Consider the following 15,416-nt stretch of genomic DNA (forward strand, 5'->3'; position numbering starts at 1 on the left):
CTTCGTATGTTCCTGCAGGAAAACAGACATATCGCCCATTTCGACCTCGATGCTTTTTTTGTGGCCGTGGAATGCAAAAAGAACAGCAAACTCGTGGGCAAACCCGTACTGGTAGGCGGAAGCAGCGACCGGGCCGTAGTGGCCGCATGCAGTTACGAAACCCGGAAATTCGGTATCCACTCCGCCATGCCGATGAAGCTGGCTAAAAGACTCTGCCCCGAAGCCATTATCATCAAAGGCGATATGGAAAGCTATAGCCAGCACTCGCGTGATATCACCAACATCATCGCATCGAAAGTGCCGCTCTTTGAAAAAGCAAGTATCGATGAATTTTACATTGATCTAACGGGAATGGACAAGTTCTTCGGCTGCAAAAAATATACGGATGAACTGAGGATGCAGATCATCAAGGAGTCTGGACTTTCCATCTCCTACGGACTAGCAAGCAACAAACTCATCAGCAAAGTGGCCACCAACGAAATAAAGCCCAACGGGCAACTTGAGGTACCTCCGGGAAACGAGAAACCCTTCCTGGCGCCGCTCAGGGTGAATAAAATTCCCGGTGTGGGCAAAGAGACCACCCGCCTTCTGGTACAGATGGGCGTGGAAACGATACATACCCTCAGCCAGATCCCCATCGAAATGTTGCACAACCTGCTCGGAAAATCCGGCACGGAACTCTGGAAAAGAGCGAACGGTATCGATGATACGCCGGTGGTTCCCTACCGGGAACAAAAATCCATCTCTACCGAAAACACCTTTCATACCGATACCACCGATATGCGCTTCCTGGAAACTGAACTCATCCGAATGACGGAATCCATCGGGCACCAGCTCAGGGAGCAAAACAAACTTACGGGTTGTATCACGGTTAAAATACGCTACTCCAATTTCGATACGGTTACAAGGCAATCTGCTATTCCCTTCACCGCGTCGGATCACCTGCTGATCAAACGGGTGAAGGAATTGTTTTATAAACTCTACGATAAACGTTTGCTTGTAAGGCTCATAGGGGTACGCTTTACCGAACTTGTACCGGGCAACTACCAGATCAACCTGTTCGATGATACCCAGGAAATGATCAGGCTATACCAGGCGATCGATGGAATCAAGATGAAGTATGGCGTGGACTATCTCACAAGGGGTGCTTCCGCAAGATAAGTGAAGAACGATGCTGACTATTGTTTAACGCCTAAGTATCGTTGCCTTTCTTAAAACAAGTAATCATATACATCGGATGATTTTCGGCGACTTCGGTGATCTCTGCCAGTCCGAATGCGCCAAACTCCTGCTGAACGGAAGCCTCATCATAAAAAAATATCCTGACACCCCCGAACTGCTCGTATTGATCTTTACTCAGAAGAGTACCCTGCCCGTACGTTGGAGATTTCTTCGATATCGCCGTAAAAATCATACACCCATTATCAGACAACTGATCGTAGCACTTTTTAATAAACCCGGCTCTGTCTTTTTCATCCAGCAGATGAATCAAAGCATGGCTGAAGATACCTTCATAGCGTTCATTGTCAAAAGGCATAGCTGTTACAGATCCGTGGTAAATCTTCATTTTGTCGCCATAGTGCTTTTGCGCCAACGCTATGGCGGTCTCTGATATTTCAATACCCGAAACTTCCATTCCTTTATCAAGGAAAACCTGCGCGTTTCTGCCGTAGCCCATTCCTGGAATCAATACTTTTTTAAACCCTTTATCAGCAAACACTTCAGCGGCCAGCAAAGCCGATTGCGCAGGCGAAAGCCCCCACATTTCCTGCTTGTCTTTAAACGCTTCTTCCCAAAATTCTGCCATGTTATTCTATTTTTTCTAAGAAATTCATTCACAAAAAATCATTCAGGACACCAAACCATTCTATCAGCTCTTTCTGCTTTTTGGTTAGTACATAGTGGTGATTGTCTTTCAAAATATGGAGGTGAAGATAGACAAGTTCTTTAGTTCATAAAACAATGAACCATCACTGGTAATCTATTTTGAAAAGAACAGAAAGCCTTAAAATCTACTAAAATGCATGCGGATGAACTACGTTAATAAAAATTAAGCTACGCAAATGAAAGGAGGTTGGTGCGTTAACCTCCTTTTCAATAGCAGATGAATGCGTTTTACCAGGGAATCTCTCCTGTTTCAGGATTGGTTTCTTCGCTGAAAAATTTACCTGTAGGTCCGTCTTTGTCTATCAATGCGTATTTAATCACCCTGTTCGCTGCTACGCTTACTTCGCCGCCATTAAAGAAAGTAAAGTCGGTCTTTGTAAGGCCCGGACAAACGGCATTCACTTTAAAATCCGTGTCGCGCAACTCATACGCCAATTGTACGGTGTACATATTCAACGCCGCTTTCGATATAGCGTAAACCCCGTATTTGGCAAAATTGTAAGCGGGCCATTCCGGATTGCTTTGCAAAGAAAGGGAGCCGACGCTGGTGCTTACATTTACGATTCTTGGTACCGCGGCATTTCGTAAGAGGTCCATGAACGCCTGCGTAACATTCGCCACCCCAACAATATTAGTTTTAAGCGCATTGAGGTATTCGTCCGAGTTGGCCTCCAGCACGGTGTACGGGGCGGTTCCTCCATTTATGCCCGCGTTGTTAATCAGCACATCCAATGCATCGATCCTTTTTCCGATTGCAGCACGGGCGCCTTGAATAGATTGGTTGTCGGTAACATCTAATGGTATGGCCTCCACATCGGTTAAGCCTTCTTCTTTAAATTTATCGACCGCTTTCAACCCGTTTTCCAGGTTCCTGCTTCCGATAAACACCCTGAACCCTTTCTGTAAAAGTTGCCTTGCGGTTTCAAAGCCAATACCTTTGTTTGCTCCTGTAATGAATGCTGTTTTCATATTATTGTTCTTTGATTCACTACAAAATTCCAGCATTCAAAAATGTCGTCATTTACCAAATGGTAAAAAGTAAATCACCGGATGTTCTTGCGTATCCGGCTCAGTGATTGTTGTGTAACACCAAGATAGGAAGCGATATAAGCCAATGGAACCCGATTGATGATGGTGGGATAATTTTCAAGGAACGCTAAATACCTGGTGGTGGCATCTTCCGATATTACGGGTCCTTTCCTGGATTTCTGGTACATGCACAACTGCACCATTTTATTTTTAATATTGTCCCAGCCTACGATGATATGCGACAATTCTTCCCAGTCGTTTTTGGAGAAAACAATAAGATCACAATCTGTAACAGCCTGAAGGTACTCAGCGGAACTAGTGTTTCCTTCAAAGTTCACATAATCACATACCAGGCTGTTTTCCGAGATAAAACAACGGGTGATTTCTTCACCCTTATTGTTATAGTAGCAGCCACGGATCACGCCGTTTATAACGAATCCAACCTGTCTGGGAATTTTTCCGGCTTCGGAAAAATAGTCGTCTTTTTTCAGACTGAGGGGCTTCCCTTTCTCTGTAACCAGTTCAATCTGTTGCTTGTTGAGATTTCCGAATTTCAGGATGTATTGAATCAGTTCTTCCATGAACACAGCATTGATAGTATGTTTGTTGAAATGCGCAACGCTGGTTCAGTGACTGATTTCCAGCCTGGCCATCAGGTCTATTGTGGTTTCATCCACGCTGAAAGTTCCGTTGTGATGAAAAGGCCCTCCAATAATACTTTTAGCCTCCACCGCAAAATTCGGAACTAAAACAGCGCTGTAATTTACCAAATGGTAAAATATTTTACCCATGCGTTTTTTCGCCTTCTTTTTTAGTGAAAAACAGCAGTCATCCCCATCAGCTAATCCACCGCCTTAACTTTTATATCCGCATATACTTCAAATTTCCGCTCCTCCGCTGTTTCACCCAGCAGGCTCAATACTTCTTCCAGGGTCTTTCTCAAAACTGGTATGCGTTCCCAGGCATGGGGATCGGGCTCACCAAAACGCTCTTCGTGACTGAAATTATTCAGGCTGTGAAAACGTATCTTATCACTGAATAAGGTGACAAGGATTTCCTTCGCTTCTGTTCCTGTAAAAACCCCATTCAGGAGGTTGAACTTACCATCCGGATACTTTACGGCTTTTTGTTTGCTCAAGGTTACTTCTTCTTGTTTCATGAATTGAATTGTTATGGATGAATAGATTTATTGTATAGTTTTTTCACAACAATGCACCGAACACTTATGCTGACGATGCAATTCGTGGAAAGCCCGGCTTGCATCAACTTACCCGATGAGTTCCCATGAAAATTCTCGTGTAAGCTGGTATTTATCCCTGGTTTGTGGATCCAGGCAAACGAGGTGTACCCAGCCGTTGCCGAACAGTTTCTTCAGTATATCATGTTCCTTAACGATGTTTTCAATCCTGGATGCAGGCGCGTATACTAGTACGGTTAGTCGAACCGGCTCATGATAAGGCTCCTTATCCGATTTAAAAACGGACTGCAGCGGAAGCCCATGCATCAGGTCGCTTGCATTGCCCTGCATCACACCGATCTTACCCGCTATATTCATGGTTATTTTACTGCCGCCGCCAAAAGCCACATTGTCTAAGGTAGAAAACAGGTACTGCGCGTTGATCCACTGCGCCACCACTACCGGTGCAGTAAGAATGTTGGTAAGAAGTGCACCGCTTTCGTCTTTTTCCCAATCGTAGGCATGCAGGAAAACACGTCCTTCCAGGTTGGCGTCTTTTGTGAGCCATCTTGGTCCGGCTATGAAGGCCGCATTTCTGGCCAGTCCCCATTCAGGGCGCACCTGGGCCCAGTCTTTGGCACGCAAAGCCGTAAATTTCCGCGCATGATCCGCCGTTGTGCTGACCCCCATTTCCCGACAGCGCCAAAGACAGTTTTCAGCCCGTGCGGTTTCAAGGTCTTTTTTCAGCGCCCGCAGCTTTTCAGAGCGCTGATTGTGTGCATGCTCCCCGAACAGCTCCACCTGATCGGTGGTGGTATTGTGGGCCGCGGCCAGGAAGGTTGTATCATCGGGGATATCTATACCCTGATTTCTCAATTCGTTTCTCACCTTTTCATTGTTCAGGATGCGCGCGAGGATACGTGCGTTGGGAGCGCCATGCCGTCCGCCGCAGGCGCCACAATCAAGAGCAGTAGCGTGCGCATTGTTTTCCGTAGTACTTCCATGCCCGCAAAAAACCACCAATGGCGCGAAGCGCTCCGTAAGTCCGATCATCTTTAACGCACCCGCCGCGAACGACACCTGTTGGGCGAAGGGTATCGGGTTGATGTCGGGCTCCAGTGCATAAGAAGGCGTAATCGACTGCTTCAACACCTTTGCAAGTGAATCCGCGCCTGAGGGAGAAAAGCTCCGGACTGCCATTGACACCCCACTGGCTAACCCCATTGCTTCCACAAGGCTGAAAGGCGCGGTGAATGTGTATTTGAGTGATTGGTAGAGTTTCTTCAACCCCTGCATCCGATGGTGTCCTTCCTCGCATGAATCATGGGAACAGTTCGGCTTTTCTTCGATATGGTAAGCGGGCTTCAGCAATACCGGGCAGGAAGCGTGGGCCTCACCGGTTACGGCGTTTCCGACCGATACGGGCAGGCCGAAGAATCCGGCAAACCCATAAGTTTCATAGTTACCCTGCGCTTCCAGCGCACGTCTGAAAGGTTCAGAACGCACATCGATACAAAATACCAGCTGCGCGTCAGGCCGTTCGCTCTTTTCTGGTGGCGGCGCGCACGAGAGTTGTTGAAGCAGGCCGTTACGGTAATGGGTTTCGTTCCGCGTAATGGTTTGATAAGTACCGGTAACATCTGCTTTATCCAAGGCATGACGGTGCCATTGGAGCAGGGCCTTAGCCTCCGGCCAGAGCAAACAGGTCAGTACCAACCTGAAAGCGAGGTATTCCGCTTGCGTAACCGTATGGGCGCATCCTGCATCTTCCCCGTCGGCCCAGTTCGTGCGGTATTGTATATAGGCAGCCCATCCGGGTAAAGTAGTCAGCAGCAGTGTCAGAAACTGTTCCTGCCCGGCGGTGCCAATTCCAAGATAAGCCAGGGTTTCGGTGATTACCGCCTTCGGGGTTACCGGCAGGTTCGTTAACCAGTATAGCTTTTGTTTATCGTTACCATGGAGTCTTTCATCAAAACGGATCAATGATAAGGTACTTTTAAGGAGTCCTTCTTTCCGGAGTGGCATTTGTATGGTGGATTGCCCCTGGTCGAAAAATACCTGCAGCCATTTTATACTTTCACGGTTAACACCTTGCATCTCTTCCGGCATTTCCCCTTGCTGAAAATAGACATTCGCCTCCTTTAATGCATCTTCAAACCTTAGTGTTTCAACCGGGTTCACGGCGATAAGATTTTTCAACGGCCAGAAAGGCGCGATTTTCGACCAGCTTCGCAAGATCACCGTTTCAAGGGGATGTACATTTTCCGATGCCCTGATCCTTACCGGTTTTTCCATTAACTCTTGTTGTAGCATGATGTTGTTTTTGATTTTCAGAACTGATATTTGTTGCGTTCAGCGGTAATTGTTTTGGGATGAGGCTGGCTCGCATTGAGCATTTGAACATATTTTTTGAGGAGCCAGCCGGGATAAGATTTCCACCTGGCGGGATGGATGAACAGCATCGCCAGCCATGATGCTACAAGCAGTACCGCGCCAATGAAGTGCAAAGGATTCAGTTCCTGAGGAACGGCTATATTCAGGGGCGCAAGCACCTGCCCGATAAGGTGTACACTAAAACCATAACAGCAACCAATGAGCGCTGACGCAACGATGGCCAACGGAAGCCTTAGCTTTTGGCGGCCGCGGAGGATAGGCAATGCGAACTGCGTTCCTGCAATCAAAGGAAGCAATACCAGGAACAGCGTTGTATCTGCCAGACTTATCCGCTCCCCGATCGTTAAGGAAAAAGTGCCGGCCGCTAATGCGCCACAGACCAGTGCCGGTAAAAATTGTTTCAGGGAAGGTGGATAGTCGAGGTCCAGTCTTTTTTCCTGCGCGGCTGATCCGGAAGCAAGGAACAGGTAAGCTTTAAACAGTCCGTGCCAGCAAAGGTGGGCGATGGCTGCGGGAAACAAACCAAGTCCGCACTGAACGATCATGAACCCCATCTGTCCCATTGTTGAGCAGGCCAGCATCCGTTTGATATCACTTTGCATCAGTTTCCAGAGCGTGCCCAGCAAAGCGGTGGCGATGCCTGTTGCGAAAATGATAGGCATTAAAACCGCCTCACCTGCCAATAAGGGAGCGAAGCGCGCCAGCAAAAATCCACCGCCATTTACCAGCCCGGCGTGCATGATGGCTGAAACAGGCGTAGGTGAATTCAGTGAACTGGTGAGCCAGCGGTGGAAGGGCCACAAAGCCGATTGCGTCATAGCTGCCAGTAATAAAAGTGAACCGGTTATAATGGTCCATTGGGAGCCTATGGATTGAGTAAGGATCGATTGTATTGACGTTTGTCCCGTAACGTTATACAAAATGAGGGCGGCGGTTCCCAGGAAAAAGAACCCTAATCCAAAATTTTTAGCCGCCAGTAGAGAAGATTGTCTTGCCGCTTCCCACCGGCGCTTGTGTAGCATAAGCCGGGTAAGCAGCAGGTTGCTGGTACCCCAGGAAGCCAGGAACAACAGCAAATGATCGGCGCACAGCATCAGATAAACCGAGGCTACCAGCATGACCAGGTTTGCAAAAAAAGAACGCTGCCTGCTGTCTCCTTCCAAGTACCTGGACGCGTAGGATCCGATGGATAGTGCTACAAAAGTCACCAGTGCGATGATGACCAAACTAAGGGCGTCAACATAAAACAGTGCCGGAAAACCAGTCATTTTTTGCTCCATTTTTAAGATTTTAATTTCGATGGGGGCAAAACTATCCTATGTTTGTATATAAGAAAAACGACTAATTCTAATACCTAAAATAAGATTTTCTAATAATGCTATTTGATGCCTTAACCTTGGAATGTTTCATCGCGGTGGCGGAAACCGGAAGCTTTACCCGTGCGGCCGGCAAGGTATCGCGTACCCAATCTGCCGTGAGCCAGCAAATCGCCAAGCTGGAGGGAATGATAGGAAAACCTGTGTTTATAAGAGCCCGTCATTTTTCGCTTACACCTGAAGGTGAGTTACTGCTTACTTACGCAAAAAAAATCGTGCAGTTAAACCGTGAAGCGATGGATCGGTTTATACATCCTGAGCTTCAGGGTGAAGTAAGGTTTGGTTTACCGGAAGATTTCGCCAGCGTTTTTTTATCTGAAGTGCTTACCGAATTCGCGTCCCTTCATCCCCGCGTTATGCTGAATGTGGAATGTGATTTAACGCTGAACCTATTTTCCAGGTTCAGGAAAAAAGAATTTGATCTTGTGCTCGTAAAGATGAGCAAGCCCGAGGATTTTCCCAATGGAATGGATGTATGGTCGGAAGCGCTGGAATGGGTAGGCAATAAAAACCTCGCTGATTTTGATGAAACGCAACAGGTGCCTTTGGTGCTCTCACCGCAACCCTGTGTTTACAGGGCGAGGGCGATACAGGCGCTGGAAAAGATAAACCGCAAATGGCGCATCGTTTTTTCGAGCCATAGTTATGCCGGAACCGTTGCCGCCGTAAAGGCCGGCATGGGCATTACCGTACTTCCCCGCAATATGGTGCCTGAAGATTTACACATTATCCGGGCAAAAAAACAACTCCCTAACCTGGATGATACGCATATATCGTTATTGAAGCACCACAATAAAAACCTGGTGGTGAACTCTTTTGAAAAGTTTGTGGTGGAGCGGTTGAATCCGTAGGGGAAAACATAAAAAGTGGGCTGAATTATCATTGCTGTAACAGTGCGAAGAATATCAATACCGTAATCGCAATTCAGAAGGAATGTAACACTACAAAGAGAATATTCACTACATCATGAATGATCTGCAGGTCAGCAGAGGAACAGCAGTAAACTATTGGGAAGAATTGGTAAACCTGAATCTTTTGATGAAGCAGAAAATTGGACGAGGGTATTTATTATGTGAATTAGTCCTTGTTTGATGTACAGATAAGGAACAATTCATAAAACTATCTGGGCATTAAGTGTACAGCTAAACAGTATGATCCGTAAAAATTCGCCGCTGTGTTTTTAACTTGAAGAACCGCAAAACAAAAAAGGCCTTCTTTCGAAGACCTTTTCTCTGGTGAACCCGCTGGGACTCGAACCCAGGGCCCATACATTAAAAGTGTATTGCTCTACCAACTGAGCTACGAGTTCATCCTTTTTTACTTCTCAGCTACCGTGCTGTTCCGTAATTGGGAGTGCAAAAATAGGAATTAATTATTTGCACCCAAATTTTTTGAGAATTTTTTTTCTGATTTTTTGAGAATGAATCATTTGCAGCATTTGAGGTAAGTTTGCGGCTTATTAACGAAAGCAGATGATGCAATCCTATTTCTCCAATAAAGTTGTTGTTGTCACAGGCGGAAGCGATGGTATCGGGAAAGCCCTGATAGACCTGCTCCTGCCCCTGGGCGCCAAAGTGGCCACCTGCGGAAGGAACCACGATAAATTGTATCAGCTCGAAAAAAGCTACGCCGGCAAACCACTGCATACCATGGTGGCCGATGTGGCTTCGGAAACAGATTGCAAAAGGTTCATCGAAACCACCATTAAGGTATTCGGAAGAATAGACATACTCATCAACAACGCAGGCATCTCCATGCGCGCGATGCTGAAAGACATGGACGCGGAGGTGATCAAAAAAGTGATGGACATCAACTTCTTCGGAACGGTGTACACCACCAAACACGCGCTCCCCCACCTCATCGCGGCAAAAGGAACCATCGTAGGCGTGTCTTCCATCGCTGGTTACAGGGGGCTTCCGGGAAGATCGGGCTACTCCGCTTCCAAATTCGCGCTGCAGGGCTGGCTCGAATCCATCAAAACAGAATTGATGGACGAAGGCGTGCATGTAATGTGGGTATGCCCCGGGTTCACCGCTTCCAATATCAGGAACGCGGCGCTCACGCAGAAAGGAGAAACACAGGGTGAAAGTCCGCTCGATGAAAAACAACTGATGACTTCCGAAGAATGCGCACAGCATATCCTGAAAGCGGTGGAGAAGAAAAAACGTACGCTGGTACTCACCTTCCAGGGTAAACAAACCATCTTTCTCAATAAATTCTTCCCGGCACTTACCGACAAACTGGTGAAAAGGTTCTATTTTAAAAATGGCGTTCTCACCAAATAAAACCGCAACCCGGCACGGATGGCAATTATCACCCTTACCTCGGACATCGGAAGGCAGGATTACCTGCCAGGCGCCATCAAAGGACGGCTGCTGCGGATAAACCCGGCCTTTCAACTGGTGGACATCACGCATGAATTGCCCCCCTTCAATTACCCCCAGGCCGCTTATGTATGCCGGAACGCCATCCGCAATTTCCCGGAGGGCAGCTACCATATCGTGCTGGTAAACCTGTTCGATGCGCCGCCCAGACATATATTGCTCGCGCTGCACCAACAGCAGTACATCGCTTGTGCCGACAATGGCCTGCTCACCATGATCCTGGAAGAGAAACCGGAAGAAGTGGTGGCCATACCCATTCCCCAGGATATACCTCCTCATACCCTGCACCTCACCGACGTAATCGGAAAAGCCATCGCGCAACTCAACAACGGGGCCGCACTGGAAGACATCGGCGACCCGCGCGTGAACATCGTGGAAAAACTGCCCATACGGCCAGTAAGCGGTAACAATTTCCTGGAAGGACAGATCATTTTCATCGATCATTTCGAGAATGTGGTGGTGAACATCACCCGTCCCCAGTTCGAAGCAGCCCGTCAGGGCCGCTCCTTCAAGATCGTTTTTAAACGCGATGAAGTGATTGACCGAATCAGTCATACCTATGCCGATGTGCCTGAAAGTGAAAAACTGGCGCTTTTTAATGCGTCAGATTATCTTGAGATCGCGATCAACAAGGGGAACGCCGCCGGACTGTTCGGTTTGCAGGGCTTCTCCGAGCAGGCAGGCAATACCGCCTATTTGCAGAACAGGCTGTTTTACCAGACCGTCAGGATTTATTTTGAATAGGTTTTCACCGGATTTTCGGAAGAAAAAAACGGATTAACCTCCCGTAAAAAACACAGTATCCCGCCGAAGCCCTCCCCTGGCGCGTATTGGAGCCGGGAAACGATGGTGTGACCTCCTTGTTAAAATAATCCTTACTTCGTAAATCACGCCCGCCCAATGCCTGATTATTATATATTTGTCCATCTTTTTCAAAATTGGATATAAACCAGACGTATGAACTTTAACCGTGTCAACAACCTTACCGGATGGATCGTTTGCCTGATCGCCTGTTTGGTGTACATTCTCACCGCGGAAGCGGGCGGCAGCCTCTGGGACTGCGGAGAATTCGTGAGCAGTTGCTTTAAACTCCAGATTCCCCACCCTCCGGGCGCACCATTGTTCGTACTGCTGGGCAGAATATTCATCGTGCTCTTCGGCGATGACCCGCTCACCGCCGCCAAAGGCGTGAACATGATGAACGCCATCGCCTCGGGATTCACCATATTGTTCCTGTTCTGGACCATCACCCATTTCGCACGGAAAATCGTTCAGCGTGGGAAGGAAGAACTTTCCGGTGCCAACCTTTTCGCGATCATGAGCGCAGGTGTGGTAGGTGCGCTGGCGTATACTTTCAGCGATTCCTTCTGGTACAGTGCCGTGGAAGGTGAAGTGTATGCACTTTCCTCCTTTTTCACCGCCCTTGTTTTCTGGGCCATCCTGAAATGGGAACACGCAGCCGACGAGGATCCCCATGCCGATAAATGGATCATTTTCATCTTCTTCATGATGGGACTCTCTATTGGTGTCCACCTGCTGAACCTGCTTACCATTCCCGCCATTGTAATGGTGTATTATTTCAAGCGATACAAACCAACCGGATGGGGCACCTTCCTGGCTTTTGTGGCCGGATGTGTGATCACGGGCCTTGTACAGGTAGTGGTGATTCAGTACTCCATTAAGCTGGCCGGAAAGTTCGATATCTGGTTCGTAAACGGATTCAGTCTGCCTTTCTTCTCCGGTTTCACCTTCTTTTTCGTGCTGTTGACCATACTCGTTGCCGTAGGTTTACGCATTGCGAAAAAAAGAAAGAGCCACTTTCTTTACCTCGGTCTCTGGTGCTTCACCTTCATGCTCCTCGGCTACTCCACGTACCTCACAACCATGATCCGTTCCAGTGCAAACCCTGGTGTGGACATGTTCAACGTGGACAATCCCAATGCCCTCGTTGGTTACCTGGGTCGTGAACAATATGGGGATTTTCCGCTGGTGAAGGGCCAGGTGTTCACCGCATCGCCTGTTGAGTACAAAGAAACAGGCATGAAGTACACCAAAGGCGAGAACAAATACATTGAAATTGGCCAGGATGTGAAACCCGTTTACGCGGAAGAGGACCAAATGTTCTTCCCCCGTGTTTGGGATGCCAGCAACGACCAGGGTCATGCGGATTTCTACCGCGACTGGCTGAACCTGGAACAGGGAGAAAAACCTACCATGGCAGATAACATCAAATGGTTCGTGAGCTACCAGAACAACTTCATGTACCTGCGTTATTTCATGTGGAACTTCTCCGGCAAACAAAACGATATCCAGGGATTCGGCAATGCCCGAGACGGTAACTGGATCACCGGTATTCCCTTTGTTGACAACGCTATGCTGGGCGATCAGAGCAAAATGCCAGACGCCCTCAAAGAAAATAAGGCCAACAACAAACTGTTCATGCTGCCCTTTATACTGGGACTGCTCGGCCTGTTCTACCATTACAGCAAAAGGAAAGAAGATTTTCTCGTGAACCTGCTGCTATTCTTCTTTACGGGTTTCGCCATCGTGGTGTACCTCAATCAGGCGGGTAACCAACCCCGTGAGCGTGACTATGCTTACGTGGGCTCTTTCTATGCGTTCGCCGTGTGGATAGGTCTTGGCGTATTGCAGATCCGCGAATGGCTCTCCAGGAAAATAGCCCTGCCCACCGCAGGTTATGCCTCCGCCCTCGTTTGTCTGCTCGCCGTTCCGGTGCTGATGGGCTTCCAGGAATGGGATGACCACGACAGGAGCAAAAAACAACTCGCCCGCGACCTGGCACGCAACTACCTCGAAAGCTGTGCCCCCAACGCTATACTGTTCACCTTCGGCGACAACGACACCTACCCCCTCTGGTACGCCCAGGAAGTGGAAGGCATCCGTCCGGATGTAAGGGTGATCAACAATAGTTTGCTGGGTATCGACTGGTACATCAACCAGCTCCGGTACAAAGTGAACAACAGCAATCCTATTGACGTGATCTTCTCCGCCGACCAGATACAGGGACGGAACCGCGACTATATTGTGTACAACGCCAAACAAGGTGTGCCACAGGATGCCTATTTCGACCTGAAGGATTTCCTGAAGAACGTGATCGCCAGCGATGATCCTACTTATAAAGTGGCACTACAGAGCGGTGAACGCATCAACTTCTTCCCGGTAAGGAAGTTTAAAGTGCCCGTTGATATCAATAAAGTGCGGGGCAACAACACCGTGAACGCGAACGATTCGGTAATGGCAGAAATGCGTTTTGAAATTCCCGCTGAAAGAAATGTGCTGATGAAGAATGACCTTGCGGTACTGGCTATTATCGCCGCGAACCAGTGGGACCGTCCGATCTACTTCACTTCTCCTTACGGTGAACTGGGTTTTGGAAATTACCTCCGGAAAGATGGCCTTACCTACAGGCTCGTTCCGGTAGCCAACAATACCACCCTGAACACGGAATGGATGATGGATAAATTGCTGAACAAGTTCACTTCCGGCAACGCCGATAAGCCAGGGGTATATTTCGATGAAGAGAACCGTCGCCACCTCAACACCATCCGCCTCGCTTACGCAGAACTCGGCGGACAACTGGCCGATATGAACCGGAAGGAAGAAGCCAATAAAATACTGAACAAAGGAGACGCCCTGATGCTGGAATCCAACATGCCCTACGGTATGCCCAGCACGGTTCGCGGATACCCGCACAACCTCGTGAGTATGCGCTTCCTCGAAGCCGCGCTGAAAGCTGGTAACAAGGAACTCTCCGCCAAAGTATCCGCTTCCCTCCGCAAGGACCTGGAGCAGCAGATGCGCTATTATTCTGCTTTACCTGAATCCAAACAAATGAGCCTGATGCGCGAAATGCAATTCGCTCAACAACTGATGCAGATGCAGAATGAACTGGAAAAACAGTACAGCGCCGGTACCAAACCACCCTCCCCCGAAGGTGGCCAGGTGATCACCAACGACAGTGCCAAATAACAAGAAAGCCCCTCCACACCGAGGGGCTTTTCTTTCTGCCTATTCAAAGCATTATCGAAATCAAATTTTCTTAAAATACATATGTACAGCTAAGATAAAATCACTTCAGTCCTAAACCCGTTGCGTCGTAGCGCCGTCGCGAGAAACTATCCCTCCCAGCAACAACCTGCCCACTCCCCATAAACCCCCCAAACCTCAACCGCTCTTTGCGCCTGCGAGGAACAAAGCAGTGCCACTTTGCGTTGCGAGGTACGAAGCAATCGCGTGAAAAAAAGCAATGCGTTGCAAAGCTGTGTGGCTGCGAGGAACGAAGCAGGGCTCCTTTGCGTCTTCGCGTGACACATCACTTCCCTACCCCGCAAAAAATCGCCTCCGCCATAAACGGCAAATGCTCCTCCATATCATCAAACGCCTCATCCAGGAAAAGCTTACTTCCTATCGCCCGCATCGTGATGTTCACCATTTTGGCCCACACTTCCATTTCAGCGGCACTCATCATCTTTACTTCCCCCCTGCTTATTCCCAGTATCAACAGATTCTTGATCAGCTCCGACACCTCTTCCTCCCTTTGCTTCGCAATATTGATGATAAGATGCGGGTTCTCGAAGAAGTCATTTCTGAAAAGCGAAAACTGATTCGCTTTCCGGCGCACATCCTGAAGAATGCTTGTAAAGAACAAACAGAACTTATCTTTCGCCGACTCCACTTCCGCGATCGCGTTTAACGCCACCTCACGCTGGCAATCCATATCACGCAGTACAACCGCTTCAAAAATCTCTTCTTTGGTCTTGTAATAATAGTACAGTGCGCTTTTCGATTTCCCGATCTGGCGGGCAATATCCTCCATGGTGGTTTTCTTGAACCCGAAACGCTGGAAGAGGGTATGCGCACCATTCAATATATCTTCCCGGATGGGATCCTTCTCAATTTGACTATTCACCATATTCAGTCGGTTTTAACAATCTATACAAAAATACAATAATGAGTGGGAGCACAATGGCCGGAAACAAAGAAACGCCGGGCAGTTTTTTAGTTTCAGCCGTTTCATAGCAGATTGTATTGATTATGATTTAGTTGCATTGATTCACTATTCTTTCTCTCTTTTGAAAATCTATTCCACAACATTCTTTCACATTTCCTTAACTAAACTTTTCGACCAAAATCTTCGATTAGTCGAAA

The 15,416-nt window shown here is 48.0% G+C and carries 12 protein-coding genes and 1 tRNA gene; 5 read left to right on the forward strand and 8 right to left on the reverse strand.

What is annotated here, in order from left to right:
• Positions 1-6 precede the first annotated feature (6 nt).
• Entirely contained in the window at positions 7-1,161 is a 1,155-nt protein-coding gene (gene dinB / locus M4J38_RS01490; protein WP_251757749.1) for a DNA polymerase IV, read from the forward strand.
• A 31-nt stretch (positions 1,162-1,192) separates the two neighbouring features.
• Here dinB and M4J38_RS01495 read toward each other — a convergent pair whose 3' ends face one another.
• The 6 genes from M4J38_RS01495 to M4J38_RS01520 form a co-directional block, all read right to left on the reverse strand.
• The gene (locus tag M4J38_RS01495; protein ID WP_251757750.1) at positions 1,193-1,807 is read right to left on the reverse strand and encodes a bifunctional 2-polyprenyl-6-hydroxyphenol methylase/3-demethylubiquinol 3-O-methyltransferase UbiG; all 615 of its coding nucleotides are present in this window, start codon (positions 1,805-1,807) and stop codon (positions 1,193-1,195) included.
• A 308-nt stretch (positions 1,808-2,115) separates the two neighbouring features.
• Positions 2,116-2,856: an SDR family NAD(P)-dependent oxidoreductase gene (locus M4J38_RS01500; protein ID WP_251757751.1), complete on the reverse strand. Its 741-nt coding sequence runs from the start codon at positions 2,854-2,856 to the stop codon at positions 2,116-2,118.
• A 74-nt stretch (positions 2,857-2,930) separates the two neighbouring features.
• Entirely contained in the window at positions 2,931-3,497 is a 567-nt protein-coding gene (locus tag M4J38_RS01505) for a Crp/Fnr family transcriptional regulator (RefSeq protein WP_251757752.1), read from the reverse strand.
• A 260-nt stretch (positions 3,498-3,757) separates the two neighbouring features.
• Positions 3,758-4,075, reverse strand: coding sequence for a hypothetical protein (locus tag M4J38_RS01510; protein ID WP_251757753.1), 318 nt, complete (start codon positions 4,073-4,075; stop codon positions 3,758-3,760).
• 108 nt (positions 4,076-4,183) lie between these two features.
• Positions 4,184-6,406: a DUF2309 domain-containing protein gene (locus M4J38_RS01515; protein ID WP_251757754.1), complete on the reverse strand. Its 2,223-nt coding sequence runs from the start codon at positions 6,404-6,406 to the stop codon at positions 4,184-4,186.
• A 17-nt stretch (positions 6,407-6,423) separates the two neighbouring features.
• A complete protein-coding gene (locus M4J38_RS01520) occupies positions 6,424-7,767 on the reverse strand; it encodes a proton-conducting transporter membrane subunit (RefSeq protein WP_251757755.1) in 1,344 nt (447 codons plus the stop codon).
• A 95-nt stretch (positions 7,768-7,862) separates the two neighbouring features.
• On the opposite strand from M4J38_RS01520, the gene M4J38_RS01525 reads away from it, so the two are divergent.
• Positions 7,863-8,714, forward strand: coding sequence for a LysR substrate-binding domain-containing protein (locus M4J38_RS01525; RefSeq protein WP_251757756.1), 852 nt, complete (start codon positions 7,863-7,865; stop codon positions 8,712-8,714).
• A gap of 382 nt (positions 8,715-9,096) precedes the next feature.
• On the opposite strand, the gene M4J38_RS01530 is transcribed toward M4J38_RS01525, so the two are convergent.
• A tRNA-Lys gene (locus M4J38_RS01530) sits at positions 9,097-9,172 on the reverse strand.
• Between the two features lie 163 nt (positions 9,173-9,335).
• Between M4J38_RS01530 and M4J38_RS01535 the strand changes: the two genes are divergently transcribed.
• From M4J38_RS01535 to M4J38_RS01545, 3 genes are all read left to right on the forward strand, one after another.
• Positions 9,336-10,148, forward strand: a complete 813-nt coding sequence (locus M4J38_RS01535; protein ID WP_251757757.1) for an SDR family oxidoreductase — start codon at positions 9,336-9,338, stop codon at positions 10,146-10,148.
• A gap of 18 nt (positions 10,149-10,166) precedes the next feature.
• A complete protein-coding gene (locus M4J38_RS01540; RefSeq protein WP_251757758.1) occupies positions 10,167-10,991 on the forward strand; it encodes an S-adenosyl-l-methionine hydroxide adenosyltransferase family protein in 825 nt (274 codons plus the stop codon).
• 213 nt (positions 10,992-11,204) lie between these two features.
• Entirely contained in the window at positions 11,205-14,237 is a 3,033-nt protein-coding gene (locus M4J38_RS01545) for a DUF2723 domain-containing protein (protein ID WP_251757759.1), read from the forward strand.
• 343 nt (positions 14,238-14,580) lie between these two features.
• Here M4J38_RS01545 and M4J38_RS01550 read toward each other — a convergent pair whose 3' ends face one another.
• Positions 14,581-15,180, reverse strand: a complete 600-nt coding sequence (locus tag M4J38_RS01550; RefSeq protein ID WP_251757760.1) for a TetR/AcrR family transcriptional regulator — start codon at positions 15,178-15,180, stop codon at positions 14,581-14,583.
• Positions 15,181-15,416 lie beyond the last annotated feature (236 nt).

The sequence above is a fragment of the Parasegetibacter sp. NRK P23 genome (genome assembly GCF_023721715.1).
GTDB lineage: Bacteria > Bacteroidota > Bacteroidia > Chitinophagales > Chitinophagaceae > Parasegetibacter.